Below are 15,257 nucleotides of genomic sequence, written 5' to 3'. Positions count from 1 at the left end.
CCGCCTCCATACACCTCGGCCTCGGGCGACGATAATACAGACGGCTTCCAAATCTCCGACGGGCTCGGCGGCGTGGACAAAGTCTGCTGCCGGGTATGTCGAGCGAGGCCATGTTCAAGACCGGCACCCGCACCGTGCTGGCATATCTTGCCGAACCGCTCACGCAAAATATCCGTCGCTCATTGCGCGAGAAATGAAATCTTCAACAGCTCCGTACGCATCCTTTTCACAACAAGGGGAACCCAGACCAAAGACACATATTTCATATCCGCAGTGTAGCGCCACAACGCGCACAATCTTGTGCACAACAGGGAGATGAATACCATGACTAAAAAGCCAGTCTTAGTATCAGTCGGCCCGGATTTCTCGCAGTCGACGGCGAGTGTCGATCTGAATCTGCACACCCACACAGTCCAATTCGAAGAGAACATCCCGCCGAGCGCGACAGTCACCAACGAGGCAGCTTATTTCGCCGGCGGGACCGCATACACCACCGACTTCACATACACCGGCACCTGGTTCGGTTCGGCTTTCTCCGACCGAATGATCGGTGACGATCTCACCAACCTATTTTCCGGTGGCCCCGGCAACGATTTCCTCCACGGCGGCGCCAGTGCCGACGCCCTCAACGGCGATGACGGCAACGATTTTATCACCGGCGGGGCCGGGGATGATCTTCTCGACGGCGGTGCCGGCAACGACACGATCAATGGCGGCGCTGACAACGACACGCTCCGAGGCGGGATCGACAGCGACGTGATTCACGGCGGCACCGGGGACGACACTATCTACGGCGGCAGCGGGATTCGCCCGAGCGACGGTCAGGATCACACTCCCGGCGACACGAACGACACACTCTACGGCGGTGCCGGCGACGACACGATCTTCGGCAACGCCGGGGACGACTATATCGAGGGCGGCGCCGGCAACGATACCCTCTACGGCGACGACACCGCCACCTCCCCCACCAGCGGTAACGACACTATCCACGGCGGTGCAGGCGATGACGTGGTAGAAGATAGTCGCGGTACCAACACCCTATACGGCGATGCCGGGAATGACTTGATATTGGGTGGAGACCAGAACGACACCATCTATGGCGGCAAAGGCGCCGACATCATCCTCGGCGGCGCAGGCGCGGACTGGATGTCGGCGAACAACGGCATCACCACCGGGGACGGCGCCCGGGACACCTTTGTCTTCTTCTCGGGCGAATCATCGGCGACCGTTCAGGACACCATCCAGGGATTCAAGCATGGCGAGGATAAAATCGATCTGCATGAATCGCGGCACGTCGCTTTGATCCTTAACGACGCTCCCGGTACTAGCGGAACTTTCGCCTCCTCTCAGGCAGCTCTCGACTATCTTCACGCACACAACATATCCGCCGAAGGAGCAGTGGTGAAAGTCGACACCGGAAGCAGCGGGCTCATTGTCGGTTTCAGCGACGACGCCGGTACAATCGACCTAAACGTGGCGGTGGGCGAGACGGCGGCAGCTCACATCACTGAATCAGACTTCCTCTTCGCGTAGAAAGTTGCGCCTGTAAAACTTGCAGTGGAGTACGAGCGCCAATTCTGGCAGCGCCGGCGCCATGAGCAGAGTTGCGCCATAGCAAATTGATGACGCACTTTCCCGGAAAGTTCGCCGTTAGATTTGCGCGGCGCCGGAACTGTTCCGAAAATACCGAAACGTCTACTATGCCTGCATGCACGGGACTCGCATCGCTTTTGGTCCGTTCGTACTCGACCCCGACATCGGGACGCTCCTTAGAGAGGAGATCCCGGTCGCTGTTGGGCATCGTGGACTGACGCTGCTTGCTGCGCTTGCGGCACGGCCCGGCGAGATCCTGACCAAGGCCGAGCTGTTGGACGCTGTCTGGCCGGGAACCGCCGTCGAGGAAGGCAACCTTACCGTTCAAATCGCGACACTAAGAAAGGCTCTCGGTCCGACTGATAATGGCGGTGAGTGGATCGCCACGGTGCCTCGCGTCGGCTACCGCTTCACCGGGACTATCAAGCCGGTGGCGAGCGCGCCCTACAAAACGATACCGCCGTCCGGCAAGCCTTCGATCGCGGTGCTGCCTTTTGCCAATCTGGGCGGCGATCAGGACCAGCAGTATCTCAGCGACGGCATAACCGAGGACATAATCACGGAGTTGGCCAGGTTTCGCTCCCTCCTCGTCATCGCGCGCAATTCGTCTTTTCAGTTTCGCCATTTGGCAATGGACATTGCCGAAGTACACCGCAAACTCGGAGTTCGCTATCTCGTCGAAGGCAGCATAAGAAAACTCGGTGATCGCATTCGGATCACCACACAGCTGATCGACGCCGCCACCGGCACCCATCTATGGGCCCAACGCTACGATCGGGCCCTTAACGACATCTTCGCGTTACAAGACGAGGTTGCGGCGCTTATCGCCTCGATGGTCGAAGGGCAAGCGGAGGCGGAATCGGCGACCCGTACCAGACGCAAGCCACCCGCCGATTGGGATGCATACGACTACTACCTGCAGGGGCGCGCGCACTTTTACCGATATGAACTGCAAAAGTCCGAGCCCCTCTTCGTTCGGTCCGTGGATCTCGATCCGACATTCGCTCAAGCCCACGCCTTCCTCGCGCAGGCCCTCGTCGGCAGATTTTGGTACGACAACGATCCGCGGACGCTACAGAAAGCCTGGGACTCGGCACGGACGGCGCTCTCTGTCGACAGAAGCGATGGCGTCTGTCACCAGAGCATGGGGCTGGTGCTTACACACATGCGCCAGCATAGCGATGCCGGAGTGCATTTTGAGCGAGCGCGCTCGTTGAACCCGCTAGACGTGAATATTGCGGGGGATTACGCAAGCTGGCTCAATTACGGCGGACGGGCCGAGGCGGCGCTCAATGTGCTCGAAACCGCGCTCCTGCGCGAGCCATTACCTCCGGTGTGGTTCTGGGAGGTGAAGGGCAGCTCTCTGTTCCTGCTTGGAAGGTACTCGGAAGCTGTCGCTTCGTATCGGAAGGCCGGTGACCATTTCTTCATCCATGCCTTCCTCGCAGCGTCATACGCACATTTGGGCGAGATGGAGAAGGCGCGCGCTGAGGTCGAGGAAGCACTGACAAGGAAACACGAGCTGACCATCCGGCTGATTTCAGGTCTCCCGTTCACCGATCAAGTCGCCCTTGAGCTTTTCACGTCGGGCTTCAGAAAGGCCGGTTTTCCCGTGTGAACGTCTCTACGATCCCAGCCTATTTCGACTTTGGTAAACACGCGGACGATCCTGATGCCCCGCAGGACAGCAGGCCCGCCTGCGACCAAGCGAGCCACGGTCAGCACGGTTGCCCGCCGTCTGGATGTTAGGCTCTGACCAAAAGCGATAAGGCGATCCTGCCAGCGATGACAGCAACAACGTGGTGACCTTGGCCCCAAGGCCCAGCTTGGCTAGAGTTCGAAGATGCTGGACGCCATTCACCACGTCGCGCTTATCTGCACCGACTACGATCGGTCGCGACGGTTCTATGTCGAGCTTCTCGGCCTGGACCTGATCCGCGAGGTCTATCGCGAGGAGCGGCAGTCCTGGAAGGCCGACCTGCGGATCGGGTCCGCCCAGCTGGAATTGTTTTCCTTCCCGGCCCCAGCGCCGCGGCCGTCTTATCCAGAGGCGACAGGGCTGCGGCACTTGGCGTTTGCCGTGGGGAACCTTGACCTCGTAGTCGCGCGCCTGGAAGCCGCCGGCGTTGCCGTAGAGCCAATCCGGATCGACCCATATACGGATCGGCGCTTCACCTTCTTTAGCGACCCGGATGGATTGCCGTTGGAACTCTACGAAGAGCAATAAAGTGCGTTTATACGACAGTCTGGGTATCGCACGACGGAACCATTCGGCACTTCGGGGGGCGGAGCTAGGTTTCGAGTCAGCCGATCCAGGCAAAGACCCGACAACCGAGCCGGACTTGATGATGCTGTGGAACGTCCTGGACTGGGCGCCGGAAGGTCGCGGGACCGACTGGTACCCGAAGGTCACCTACTAAGCGGTCGAGATGGTTGGCCAGGAGTCTGGCGTTGCGGAAAAGGGTGGAGACCTGCCAATCCGCTCACGGCTCCGCTTAAGGCATTCGCGATGTTGTCATCAAGCGTCTGCAACTGGCGCTCAGTGGCACGTCGACGCGCGAGCGTTCGGCGCTGTCCAACTGGCCACGATCAGGCAACCACTTCCACCGGCAGGCCGGCGGCTTTCCATTCCGGCATGCCGTCCTCCAGCCGGCGCGCGGCATGCCCGAGCGCGCGCAGCGCCGCGACCGCCTCGAAGGACATCACGCACCACGGGCCGCGGCAATAGGCGACGATTTCGCGGCCGATAGCGGCGTCGGCCGACCAGGCCCTGACTTTCCCCAGCGGCACATTGATGGCGCCCGGCACATGGCCGAGCGCGAACTCGTCTGCCGGGCGGACGTCGATCAGCGTCACTAGTCCGTCGCGCATCAGCCTCTCAAGCTCGTCGCGCGTGACCGGCCGCATGTCGTCGCGCGCGTCGAAATAGCCGCGCACGATGCGATCGACCTCGGCGAGCTGCCGCTCGGCAACGCCGCGCACGGCGGCGAAGGCGGAAAGCACGCTGTCATCGGCGAGCGAATAATGCACGAACTTGCCGTCGCGCTCGGCCGAGACGATGCCGGCGCGGCGCAGCGCCTGCAGATGCTGCGAGATGTTGGCGACGGGCCGGCCGAGCTTCGCCGCGAGCGCCTCGACGCTGCGCGCGCCTTGCGCCAGATGCTCGATCACTTCCAGGCGCAGCGGATGCCCGAGCGCCTTGGCGACGATCGCGAACTGCTCGTACAACGCCTGTTTCGGATTGCGGATTGACATCGACCTTTCTGCCGTCATTCAATGGAATAATTGAATGACTGTTTCGACCATTGCTGTCAAGCAGAGCGGCTGTCCCTGGGCGCAGCCGCTCGTTCGGGAAAAAGGCGATGATTCTCAGGCAGTTCCTGCACAACGATCCGGTTGCCGCCTCCTATCTGTTCGGCTGCGGCGGCAAGGCTTCCGCGGCCGTGGTCGACCCGGTCGGCGACATCGCGCCCTATGTCGATGCGGCGCGCGCGACCGGCATGCGCATCCTCTATGTCGTCGACACGCATATCCATGCCGACCACATCTCGGCCGGACGCTCGCTGGCCGAGGCGACGGGCGCGGAATACGTGCTGTTCGAGGGGGCCGAAGCAGGCTTCCCGTTCCGGCGTGTCAAGGATGGCGAGGTGCTCGAGCTCGGCAATGTCACGGCGACGGTCTTGCATACACCGGGCCATACGCCGGAGCATCTGAGCCTGTTGGTCACCGACCGGACGCGGTCGGCCGAACCTTGGTTCGTGCTCACCGGGCACACGCTGATGGTCGGCGATCTCGGCCGCACGGAGCTTGCTTCAAGCGCCGAGGACGGGGCGCGTGCGCTTTATGCCAGCGTGCGGCGGCTGAAGGAGCTGCCGGACCATATCGAGGTGCTGCCCGGCGCCTATTCGGGCTCGGTCTGCGGCCGCTCGCTGAGCGGTAAGCCGACATCGACCATCGGCTTCGAGCGACGCTTCAACAAGGCGTTCCGCATCGAGGATGAGGGTGAGTTCGTCGCAGCCATGACCGCCGACATCCCTCCCCCGCCGCCGCAGGCCGCCCGGACCCGGGCCGTCAACGCCGGAGCGAAATCTTGAACATAGCGGCGTCTGCCGTCGCGCTCGGCCTCAAGGCCAACTGGAAGCAGTTTTCGCTCCTGGTGCTGATCAACGCCTTCGTCGGCGGCATGGTCGGCATCGAGCGGACCGTGGTGCCGCTGATCGGCGCGGAGGAGTTTGGCGTGGCGTCAACCACGCTGGTCGTCTCCTTCATCGTCAGCTTCGGCGTGGTCAAGGCCTGCGCCAATCTCGTCTCCGGCCAGCTTGCCGACAGGTGGGGTCGCAAGCGCGTGCTGATCCTCGGTTGGCTATTCGGCCTGCCGGTGCCCTTCATCATCATCTGGGCGCCGAGCTGGGGATGGATCGTCGCCGCCAACGCGCTGCTCGGCATCAACCAGGGCTTCGCCTGGTCGATGACGGTGATCATGAAGGTCGATCTGGTCGGGCCGAAGTCGCGCGGGCTCGCCGTCGGCCTCAACGAGTTCGCCGGCTACCTCGCCGTCGGCGTCACCGCTTTCCTGACCGGCTATCTGGCGAGCCGCTACGGCTTTCGTCCCGTGCCGATCTATCTCGGCGCCGGCTACGCGATCCTGGGTGCGGCGCTGTCGATCCTGCTCGTGCGCGACACGCGCGAGCATCTGCGGCTGGAACTGGCCAACCATCCAAGACAAGCTTCCCCGCTCAGCTTCCGGGAGATCTTCATGCTGACCACGTTCGGGGATCGCAATTTGTTCGCAGCCTCGCAGGCCGGCCTGGTGAACAACCTCAACGACGGCATGAGTTGGGGGCTGTTTCCGCTCTTCTTCGTTGCCAATGGGCTCGGCATCGAGCGCATCGGCATCCTCAAGGCGGTCTATCCGGCGGTGTGGGGCATCCTCCAGGTCGCGACCGGGCCGTTGAGCGACCGCTGGGGCCGCAAGGGGCTGATCGTCGCCGGCATGTGGGTGCAGGCGGCGGGGCTTCTCACCACCGCCATGACGCGCGAATTCGGCTGGTGGCTGCTGGCCAGCCTTTTGCTCGGCCTCGGCACGGCAATGGTCTATCCGTGCCTGATCGCGGCGGTGTCGGACGCATCGCACCCTTCCTGGCGGGCGCGCTCGCTCAGCGTCTATCGCTTCTGGCGCGACCTCGGCTATGCGATCGGGGCGCTGTCCGCCGGCCTGATCGCCGACTTCTTCGGCTTCGTTGCGGCGATCGCGGCCATTGCCGCATTGACCTTCCTGTCGGGCGCGATCGTCGCGGTGACGATGCGCGAGCCGCGTTCCGCCACCGTGGTTCCGACATCGGGCGATCGTTGAGACCGCCTCGGAAACGAAGGCCGTGTTTACGTTAATGGAAGCTTGATGCTGCGCGGGATGTGCCTGTCCGCTACAATCTGATCAGGTACATTTCCTCGAGATCGTTCATGAGCAACCCGAACCGCATGCCGTGGGTGGATACGGCAAAAGGCCTTTCCATTATCCTGGTGGTAATGATGTATGCCGCCTACAACACCGGTGAATACACCGGCGGCGTCGGCTTCCTGCATTATGTCATCGGCTTCGCGACGCCGTTCCGGATGCCGGAATTCTTCCTGATCTCGGGCCTGTTCCTGTCGCAGGTGATCGACCGTCCATGGCGGCGCTATATCGACCGCCGCGTCGTCCACTACCTCTATTTCTACGTGCTTTGGGCGATCATCTCGATCGGACTGAAGATCGGCATCTTCAGCCGCGACCCCGCCGGCATGCTGCATGATCTCGCGATGGCCGCCGTCCAGCCATACGGCGTGTTGTGGTTCATCTACATGCTGGCGGTGTTCGGGATCGTCATCCGCGTGCTGCGCGAGCTTCGCGTGCCGCACTGGGTCGTCATCTTGGCTGCGGCTGCGCTGCAAATGTGGGCGCCGAAGCCGGACAGCTACGCGCTTGAGCAGTTCGCGGCCTATTTCGTGTTCTTCTATCTCGGCTTCGTGCTCGCGCCGCCGATATTCCGGCTGGTGGAGTGGACGCAGGCACGGCCGGCGATCGCCGTTCTCGGCCTGCTCGCCTGGGCGATCGTCAACGGCCTGCTCGTCTATTCGCCGGGCTATGCGATGCAGCCGGTCGGCATGCAGATGGGATTGGCGGCATGGCCGCCGCTGCATCTGTCGCTTGCCGTCGCCGGCGCCGTGGCGCTCTGCGTTGCCGGCGGTTTCCTGTCGAAATTCGCTTCCATGGAATGGCTGCGCTGGCTCGGCGAGCATTCGCTGGTCGTCTATGTCGCCTTCACCATCCCGATGTCGATCTTCCGGGGCGTCATGCTGGCGAGCGGTCTCCTGACCGATACCGGCATGCTGAGCCTGGCGGTGCTGCTGGTCTCGGTCATAAGCCCGGTGGTGCTCTACTTCATCGTCCAGCGCGTCGGCTTCGGCACCTTCCTGTTCGAGCGGCCGGCCTGGGCGCATTTCGACAGGCCGACAGCTGCCAAGGCCTCCGGCAAGCCCATGACCCGGCCGGCACGCGAGGCGGCCTGACCGGGCCGCCCGTTCCGGCCATCCGTTATTTGCCAGCGTCGTATCCCGGCCGGCGCACGGCCCTGATCTTGCCGCTGCTGCCGCCGCCGCAGAAGAAGCAGCCGTCGCCATCGGATTCCAGTCCCGACACACCGGAGGGCATTGCTACCTCCTGCAGCACGTCACCCGTCTCGGGATCGATGCGCAGCAGATCGCCCTCCTCACCTTCCCAAGTGGCATGCCAGAGTTCGCCGTCGATCCAGGTGACGCCGGTGACGACGCGTTTCGACTCGATGCTACGGATCACCTCGCCCGTTTCAGGATCGATCTGGTGGATCTTATGGGCCCTGTATTCGCCGACCCAGAGCGAACCTTCGGCCCAGGCCATACCTGAATCGCCGCCATTGCCCGGCGCGGGAATGGTGGCGACGACCTCGCCGGTCTTTGGGTCGACCTTGTGAATGCGATCCTCGGCGATCTGGTAGAGGTGCTCGCCGTCGAAAGCGGTTCCGGCATGCGAGGCGACGTCGATCGATTGCACGATGGTGCCACTCTCCGGGTCGAGGGCCTTCAACTTGTCGCCGGTGGCAAACCAGACATTCTTGCCATCGTAGGTGACGCCATTGACGCGCTCGGCGTCCGGAAAGGGTCCATATTCGCGCAGGATTTCGGCAGCGGCTCTTTTCATCTTCCAATCCTCATCGGTCCCTTGTGTCAGCTTCGACTTTAGCCGCTCTGCTGCAACCCGGGGAGCAACAACACAGTCGGGAATTTATGAACCGCCTCAAAGCTCGATGCAGACTTTGCCGAAATGCTTCTGGCTCCCATACGCCCGGAAAGCCGAGGCAATATCGAGCAGCGGAAAGCTGCGGCCGATAACAGGCCTCAGGCCGTTGGCCGTTATCGCCCGGATCATATCTTCCTGGTCAGCTCTGCTGCCGATGGAAATTCCATTGATGCGGATCTGATTGGAAAACAGCGCCGGGATCGACACTTCTGCGGCAAAGCCGGTCAACACGCCGATCAGCGCGATGTGGCCGCCCATCCTGCAGGCCGTTATCGACTGCGCCAGCGTGCCGGGGCCGCCGACCTCGACCACGTGATCGACACCGCGTCCATCGCTCAGGTCCCTGGCCTTCCGCCCCCAGTCCGGCACGGCCTTGTAGTTGATAAGATGATCGGCGCCGAGCCGCCTGAGCTTTTCGAGCTTGTCATCGGAGGAAGATGTCGCGATGACACGGGCGCCCGCCATCTTGGCGAACTGCAGCGCGAACAACGACACGCTGCCCGCGCCGAGGACCAGCACCGTATCGCCGGGCCTCACCTGACCGCACACCACCAGGCCCCTCCAGGCGGTTACTCCGGCGCAACTGAGTGTAGCCGCCTCCACATGGGTGTAACCCGCCGGCGCTTTCGTGAAAGCATGCCACGGCATCGAGGCATATTCCCTTGCATAGCCATCGACATCATCGCCCAGTTCACCCTGCTTGGTGGCGGGCGTAGCCTCGCCACCAAGCCAATTGGGCCAATAACAGCTGACAACGGCATCGCCGGTCTCGAATGCGTCGACGCCCTCTCCGACGGCAATCACCTCGCCAGCACCATCGGACAGCGGAATGCGGCCGTCGGCGCAGGGCTTCTTGCCCGTTGCAACCATGCTGTCGTGGAAGTTCAGCGAGCATGCCCGGATTCGGACCAGCAACTCGCCCGGTCCGGGCTCGGGCCGATCCTCCTCGACCAACGAGAGTTGTTCCAGGCCGCCGGGCGCTCTTAATCTGATCAGTTTCATGACGTCTCTCCCTCGATGCCGAGTACCGGCAAACTAGTCGCTCGGCAGCGGACCGGGGAGTAACAAGACAGTCGGGAATCCGGTGACCGGCGGCATCATCCAGCGGCGCGCCCGGCCGCGGCCCACCGCCTGCACCTTGTGCTCGGCCGACAACTGCTCCAGCGCCCGCTGCACGGTGCGCGCGCTGGCGCCAAGCGCGATCGCCAGCGCCGAGCTCGACCAGGCCTCGCCATCGGTCAGGAAGGCAAGCACCGCGCCATGCTCATCCTCGACAGGCGGCGCCAGCACGACGATCTCGGCGGCGTTCAGCGGCGTCAACGCAAAGCCGCCGGCGGTCGCATTGATCTCGGCCAAGCCGGCGAGCTCGGCGCGGAGCCGCCCCATCTCGACCCTGAGCCGCGCACGATGCGATTCATCGGCGTGCTTCGCCCGGAAGGCGCGCTTAAGCAGCGTCTCGCGCGATGCGTCGGCCGGCCACGCCTCGGCAAGCGTGCGCGCCAGCGCGAACAGCACCGGCCGGGTCGCAAGCGAAACGACCGCATCGGTTTCGCGCAGGACGTTGCGGCAAGCATCGATGACCAGCGCGCCCGAGGTCAGCAACGCCTCGACTTCGTCGAGCAGCAGCTCCTTCTCCGTGCCGCGCGCGATCAGCCGGCCGACCGGCGTGTTCAGAACCAGGGATGCCGCTTCCACTTCGGCCTTCAATGCTGGGATGTTGGCTTGATAGGCGGCAAGCGATGCGCGGCCGAAGGCCGAGCGCGCCGCCTTCGTCCTCAGGCGCCGGACCGCGATGCCGGCCGCGGCCAGTTCGTGCGCAACGCGCGCCACCGGCGGCAGCGGCGCCGGATCGAAGTCCGACAGCAAACGCTCGGCCTCATCGAGCCGGCCGATCAGGATAAGGCGCCTCGCCTCGAGGCTGCCCGCATAAGCGGCGTTCAAGCGATCACCATGCGATTGAAGCGTCGCCCTTGCGGCACGCAGCGCTTTCTCCGGCCAGCCGAGGTCGCGCGAGACCAGCGCGATCTCGGCCTCGGCGACGATGCAGCGGGCGCGCGCCACCGCCTCCCTCGGACTGAAGGCGCGGGCGGCGTCCTTCAGCAGTGCCTTGGCCTTGGCGAAATCGCCGAGCTGCGCCATCGCGATGCCGCGCAGGGCCAGCGCCGGCGCATCGTCGCGCAGCGCGACGCGCTTCAAGGCGCCGAGCGGATCGCCCGCGGCAAGCGCGCGGCCGGCGGCATTGATCAGCGAATCCATGCCACCGTCTCAGCGCCCGCCGCAGCAAATCGCGTCACACTTGTAACTCTCACCATCGCAGTGCGCTGTCCTATGTCTGTCCTCGTCACCCCAACCAAACCCAAGAACGGGACAAGAGCAATGACCCAACATATGAAGACACCGCTGGTCGTTTCGCAGGAAGCGTGGGAAGGCGCCTATGAAGAGATGCTCGTGAAGGAAAAGGCGCTCACCCGCGCCCGCGACGCTTTGGCCGCCGAACGCCGCCGCATGCCGTGGATGGAAGTCAAGAAGGACTATGTGTTCGAAGGCCCGAACGGCAAGATGAGCCTGCTCGACCTGTTCGAAGGCCGCCGCCAGCTCGTCGTCTACCGCGCCTTCTTCGAGCCCGGCGTCTATGGCTGGCCAGAACATGCGTGCCGCGGCTGCTCGCTCGGCGCCGACCAGGTCGGCAACCTCGCCCATCTCAACGCCCGCGACACCACGCTTGCCTATGCCTCGCGCGCGCCACAGGCCGACATCCAGCGGCTGAAGCAGCGCATGGACTGGAAGATGCCCTGGTACACCATCACCGACAGCTGGGATAAGGATTTCGGCGTCGACGAATGGCATGGCCACAACGTCTTCATCCATGACGGCAAGCGCATCTTCCGCACTTATTTCGTCAACAACCGCGGCGACGAAGCCTTTGGCACTGTCTGGAGCTATCTCGACGTCACCCCGCTCGGCCGCCAGGAGGTATGGGAGGATTCGCCCGAGGGCTATCCGCAGACCCAGACCTACAAATGGTGGAACTGGCACGACAATTACGGGGAAGGCGCCGCCCCCGACCAGAGATGGGTCGAAGTCTCGGATGCCGGCGAAGCGGCGTTCCGCAACAAGAACGCCTGAGCGTGAAGCGGTTCCGGCGGCGCAACCGCGCGCCGCCGGAGCCGATCGCCTCGTGCTTGTTCCAACGGGCTCGAACCCTGCCCCGCATCAGAAGGTGGATATCATGAGCATCGACAATCCTGCCCCGCGCCCAAACGGCCTGATCGGCTTCGGCCTCGCCGACTGGCTTTGCCTCGCCGCGACTCCTACCTTCGCCACGATGGCGCTGCTCACGGCGGCCTATGGCGGCCAGGACATGATGTGCATGTCGGGCGCCTCGGCGCTCAGCGGCATGGTGCCGATGTATCTGTTGATGGCAGCGTTCCATCTGGCGCCGTGGCTGCGGCTGGCGGCGCGGCGGGGGTGATGGCTGCTCAGCAATCTAAGGTCCGACCCTGCCCCTCCAGGTCTTGACGAAAATAGGCGCGCCTGAGACACGGGAGCAGACATTTGCTCCATGGGAGACGGGCAGGCGGTGGGCAGGCTGTGAAGCGCGTTTTTCGATTGCTTGCCGCGGCGATCCTGGCGTCCGGCGTGACTGGATGCACCAGCATTTCCTACTACGCGCAGTCGTTGGAGGGCCATGTCGAGATCATGGCCGCGCGCAAGAACGTTGGAAGACTTATCCGCGATCCGTCGACGCCACAGGCGTTGCGCGCCAAATTGACCTCCGCCAGCGCCATACGCCGCTTTGCCACGGAAGAGCTGGCGCTGCCTGATAACAACAGCTACCGCAGTTATGTCGACGTCGGTCGGAACAATGTGACCTTGGCCGTGTTTGCTGCGCCGCAATTCTCGCTTGCGCCGATAACTTGGTGCTTTCCAGTCTTCGGCTGCGTTCCCTACAAGGGATATTTTTCGCGCAAAGACGCGCTCGAAAGTGCTGCTGAACTGCAGCGGCAGGGGCTGGACGTCTATGTGTCGGGCGTCACCGCATATTCCACGCTGGGCTGGTTCAGCGATCCGCTGCTCAGCACCATGCTGCGTCAGGACGACACCTATCTCGCAAGCCTTATTTTCCATGAGTTGGCGCATCAGAAAGTCTATGTGAACGGCGACTCCGCATTCAACGAGGCTTTCGCGGTTTCCGTCGAAACCACCGGTACGAGGAAATGGCTCCGCGCCACCGGCAATCGCGCCGGATTGCGCAGCTACGAAATCGACCGCAAGCGCAAGGCGGAATTTCTCGGACTGCTATCGAAAACCCGGGAAGAGCTGAGGCAGGTCTATGGAAGTCCCCGCAGCCCGCAGCAGATGGCGGCCGCCAAAGCAGCCGCCATCGACAGGCTGCGGATGCGCTACCGGCAAATGCGCGACAGGCGATGGGCTGGATACCGGGGATACGATGCCTGGTTCGATAGCCCTATCAACAACGCAAAGCTCGCCGCGACCGCTGTCTACGGCGAACAGGTCCCGGCGTTTCTTCGCTTGTTCGACTTGTGCTCCGGCGACTACCCGAGGTTCTACGCTTCTGTTCGACGGATCGGAAAGTTGCCCGCACCTTCCCGAGCCGAAGCGCTTAGAACCGTGGCTGCGTGCAATTGACCTTATAAGGAATTCGGCATCCGGAGGCCGCGCGGAAAATGTTGGATAATTATGAGGTGGACAGGTTCGGCGTGATCCACCAGATCGACTTTACACCGATCAAATACGACAAGAAATACATCTCCTATTATGAAGACCTGAGCGACCGGACCATCAAGCTCGGTTATCAGCGGCTTGGCTGGGTGCTTGGCATCACCGGCGAGATTCCTCGTTCCGTGCTGGAAATCGGATATGGCACGGGCACGTTCATCGAAGCCGCGAAGATAACCGGCGTCGCCGATTGCGCCGGCTGCGATATCGCTGAATTCCCACTGCCCAAGGGTGTCCGCTTCGTCGATTGGGATGAGGCGCTCGCCGGCGCCTGGGACCTCGTCGCCATGTTCGACGTGCTGGAGCACATCCCCGATCTCGGCTTCCTTTCCCGGCTTCAGGCCCGCCACCTGGCTGTCGCCGTCCCCTATTGCCGCTGGCGCGAGCTCGGCACCGAGGGCGACGCGTGGTTCGCCAAATGGCGCATGCGTCTGCCCAACGAGCACCTGCATCACTTCGACCGCGACTCGCTGGTGGCGCTCCTCGCGGCCAACGGTTTCGAATGCGTGACGCTGAACTGCTTCGAGGACGGGATCAGGCTACGGCCAGGCGAAGCAGGTCCGAACATTCTGTCGGGTTTTTTCAGGAAGCTCTAGGCCGGCGGCCTTGCCGCCGGCTCTAGCGCGCCGCGACACTGTGCCGACCCGTGACCGCTGAGCGGCGATAGGGACTACTCTTCCGAGACGAGTTCGCCCAGATGGCGACGGACCCAGCTCATCTCCTCAGAAGCCGTGCGTCCAAAATGCCGCTTGAAGTCGCGGCTGAACTGAGCCGCGCTCGCATATCCGACCAAAGCCGCGACCTGAGCGATCGTTGTCTTGCGTGCGATCATCAGTCTTGCCTCGTGCAGCCGCATGGCTTTCACGTACTGCATCGGGCTGCTTCCGGTCATTTCCTTGAAATGAACGTGGTAAGAAGGCACGCTCATGCCTGCTTGTCCCGCGAGCTCGGCGACCGAGATTTCGGCGCTGTAGTTTTCCCGCAGCCATGCGAGGCTGCGCACGATCCTTCCCGACCTGCCTCTTTGCTGCAAGGCAGCGATTATCGCCCCGCCTTGCGGGCCAATCAGGACGCGGTAGTGCAGCTCGCGCAGAAGGCTTGATCCAAGAACGGCGGTCTCGGCAGGATTGCGAAGCGCCGTCAGCAGGCGCAGCAGGACATCCTCGATGTCGGAGCCGATCCTGCTCGATACGAGACTTCGCGGCCGGTCGCTTCCCACATCCGAATGAATCTCCAGCTGGGTGGCAATGTCGGCCGCCATCCGCATGTCGAACTCGACATAGACCGCAAGCAGAGGACGATCGGGGCTGGCCGTCGATTCCATCCGAAACGGAACAGGGACCGACACCGCCAGATAATGGTCTTCATCGTACAGGTAGACCTCCCGTTCGAGGATGCCTCGCTTGCTTCCCTGCAGGACAAACACCGCACCCGGTTCATAAAGTACCGGGACGTCGTGAAGCATCGCCTCGGTCCGGAGCACGCGCACACGCTCGAGCGCGGTCGCATTATAGCCAACACGGTCGGCGATAGCTCCGGCCAACTCGACCAGCTTTCGTCTTCGCCCGACGTCCGCCCTGATAGGATTTGGCAAGCCATTCATAGGAAC

14 protein-coding genes and 2 pseudogenes are annotated in these 15,257 nt (G+C 63.0%); 11 read left to right on the top strand and 5 right to left on the bottom strand.

Annotation, left to right across the window (positions count from 1 at the left end):
• Nucleotides 1-324: 324 nt before the first annotated feature.
• From FJ423_RS08990 to FJ423_RS34095, 4 genes and pseudogenes are all read left to right on the top strand, one after another.
• Nucleotides 325-1,533 (top strand): calcium-binding protein, encoded by a 1,209-nt coding sequence (locus tag FJ423_RS08990; protein ID WP_181174755.1) that lies wholly within the window; start codon nucleotides 325-327, stop codon nucleotides 1,531-1,533.
• Nucleotides 1,534-1,708: 175 nt separating this feature from the next.
• Nucleotides 1,709-3,211, top strand: coding sequence for a winged helix-turn-helix domain-containing protein (locus FJ423_RS08985; protein WP_140840919.1), 1,503 nt, complete (start codon nucleotides 1,709-1,711; stop codon nucleotides 3,209-3,211).
• Nucleotides 3,212-3,436: 225 nt separating this feature from the next.
• The gene (locus tag FJ423_RS08980; protein WP_140840917.1) at nucleotides 3,437-3,820 is read left to right on the top strand and encodes a VOC family protein; all 384 of its coding nucleotides are present in this window, start codon (nucleotides 3,437-3,439) and stop codon (nucleotides 3,818-3,820) included.
• A 32-nt stretch (nucleotides 3,821-3,852) separates the two neighbouring features.
• A pseudogene (locus FJ423_RS34095) lies at nucleotides 3,853-4,013 on the top strand (DUF899 domain-containing protein); the annotation flags it as partial.
• Between the two features lie 169 nt (nucleotides 4,014-4,182).
• Here the strand turns inward: FJ423_RS34095 and FJ423_RS08970 are convergent.
• On the bottom strand, nucleotides 4,183-4,848 hold the full coding sequence (locus FJ423_RS08970) for a metalloregulator ArsR/SmtB family transcription factor (RefSeq protein WP_140840915.1): 666 nt from the start codon (nucleotides 4,846-4,848) through the stop codon (nucleotides 4,183-4,185).
• Between the two features lie 107 nt (nucleotides 4,849-4,955).
• Between FJ423_RS08970 and FJ423_RS08965 the strand changes: the two genes are divergently transcribed.
• From FJ423_RS08965 to FJ423_RS08955, 3 genes are all read left to right on the top strand, one after another.
• Nucleotides 4,956-5,687, top strand: a complete 732-nt coding sequence (locus tag FJ423_RS08965) for an MBL fold metallo-hydrolase (protein WP_140840913.1) — start codon at nucleotides 4,956-4,958, stop codon at nucleotides 5,685-5,687.
• Entirely contained in the window at nucleotides 5,684-6,946 is a 1,263-nt protein-coding gene (locus FJ423_RS08960) for an MFS transporter (RefSeq protein WP_246680112.1), read from the top strand. The genes FJ423_RS08965 and FJ423_RS08960 overlap by 4 nt, the downstream gene beginning before the upstream one ends.
• A gap of 107 nt (nucleotides 6,947-7,053) precedes the next feature.
• A complete protein-coding gene (locus FJ423_RS08955; RefSeq protein WP_140840909.1) occupies nucleotides 7,054-8,142 on the top strand; it encodes an acyltransferase family protein in 1,089 nt (362 codons plus the stop codon).
• A gap of 25 nt (nucleotides 8,143-8,167) precedes the next feature.
• Here the strand turns inward: FJ423_RS08955 and FJ423_RS08950 are convergent, their stop codons facing one another.
• From FJ423_RS08950 to FJ423_RS08940, 3 genes are all read right to left on the bottom strand, one after another.
• Nucleotides 8,168-8,809, bottom strand: coding sequence for a DUF5074 domain-containing protein (locus FJ423_RS08950; protein WP_140840907.1), 642 nt, complete (start codon nucleotides 8,807-8,809; stop codon nucleotides 8,168-8,170).
• Nucleotides 8,810-8,905: 96 nt separating this feature from the next.
• Nucleotides 8,906-9,910, bottom strand: a complete 1,005-nt coding sequence (locus tag FJ423_RS08945; RefSeq protein ID WP_140840905.1) for an NAD(P)-dependent alcohol dehydrogenase — start codon at nucleotides 9,908-9,910, stop codon at nucleotides 8,906-8,908.
• Nucleotides 9,911-9,943: 33 nt separating this feature from the next.
• On the bottom strand, nucleotides 9,944-11,164 hold the full coding sequence (locus FJ423_RS08940; RefSeq protein ID WP_140840903.1) for a helix-turn-helix domain-containing protein: 1,221 nt from the start codon (nucleotides 11,162-11,164) through the stop codon (nucleotides 9,944-9,946).
• Nucleotides 11,165-11,284: 120 nt separating this feature from the next.
• On the opposite strand from FJ423_RS08940, the gene FJ423_RS08935 reads away from it, so the two are divergent.
• The 4 genes and pseudogenes from FJ423_RS08935 (at nucleotide 11,285) to FJ423_RS08920 (ending at nucleotide 14,244) form a co-directional block, all read left to right on the top strand.
• Nucleotides 11,285-12,034, top strand: coding sequence for a DUF899 family protein (locus tag FJ423_RS08935; RefSeq protein WP_140840901.1), 750 nt, complete (start codon nucleotides 11,285-11,287; stop codon nucleotides 12,032-12,034).
• A 157-nt stretch (nucleotides 12,035-12,191) separates the two neighbouring features.
• A pseudogene (locus FJ423_RS08930) lies at nucleotides 12,192-12,380 on the top strand (hypothetical protein); the annotation flags it as partial.
• Nucleotides 12,381-12,499: 119 nt separating this feature from the next.
• Nucleotides 12,500-13,558 carry an aminopeptidase gene (locus FJ423_RS08925; protein ID WP_140840899.1) on the top strand — a complete coding sequence of 353 codons (1,059 nt, stop codon included), beginning with the start codon at nucleotides 12,500-12,502 and terminating at the stop codon, nucleotides 13,556-13,558.
• A gap of 38 nt (nucleotides 13,559-13,596) precedes the next feature.
• A complete protein-coding gene (locus FJ423_RS08920; RefSeq protein ID WP_140840897.1) occupies nucleotides 13,597-14,244 on the top strand; it encodes a class I SAM-dependent methyltransferase in 648 nt (215 codons plus the stop codon).
• Between the two features lie 74 nt (nucleotides 14,245-14,318).
• On the opposite strand, the gene FJ423_RS08915 is transcribed toward FJ423_RS08920, so the two are convergent.
• Entirely contained in the window at nucleotides 14,319-15,251 is a 933-nt protein-coding gene (locus FJ423_RS08915) for an AraC family transcriptional regulator (RefSeq protein WP_140840895.1), read from the bottom strand.
• Nucleotides 15,252-15,257: the final 6 nt, after the last annotated feature.

The sequence above is a fragment of the Mesorhizobium sp. B2-8-9 genome (assembly GCF_006439475.1).
GTDB lineage: Bacteria > Pseudomonadota > Alphaproteobacteria > Rhizobiales > Rhizobiaceae > Mesorhizobium.
The sequence above is the reverse complement of the archived record's forward strand: the minus strand, read 5'-3'. Positions and strand labels throughout refer to the sequence as shown.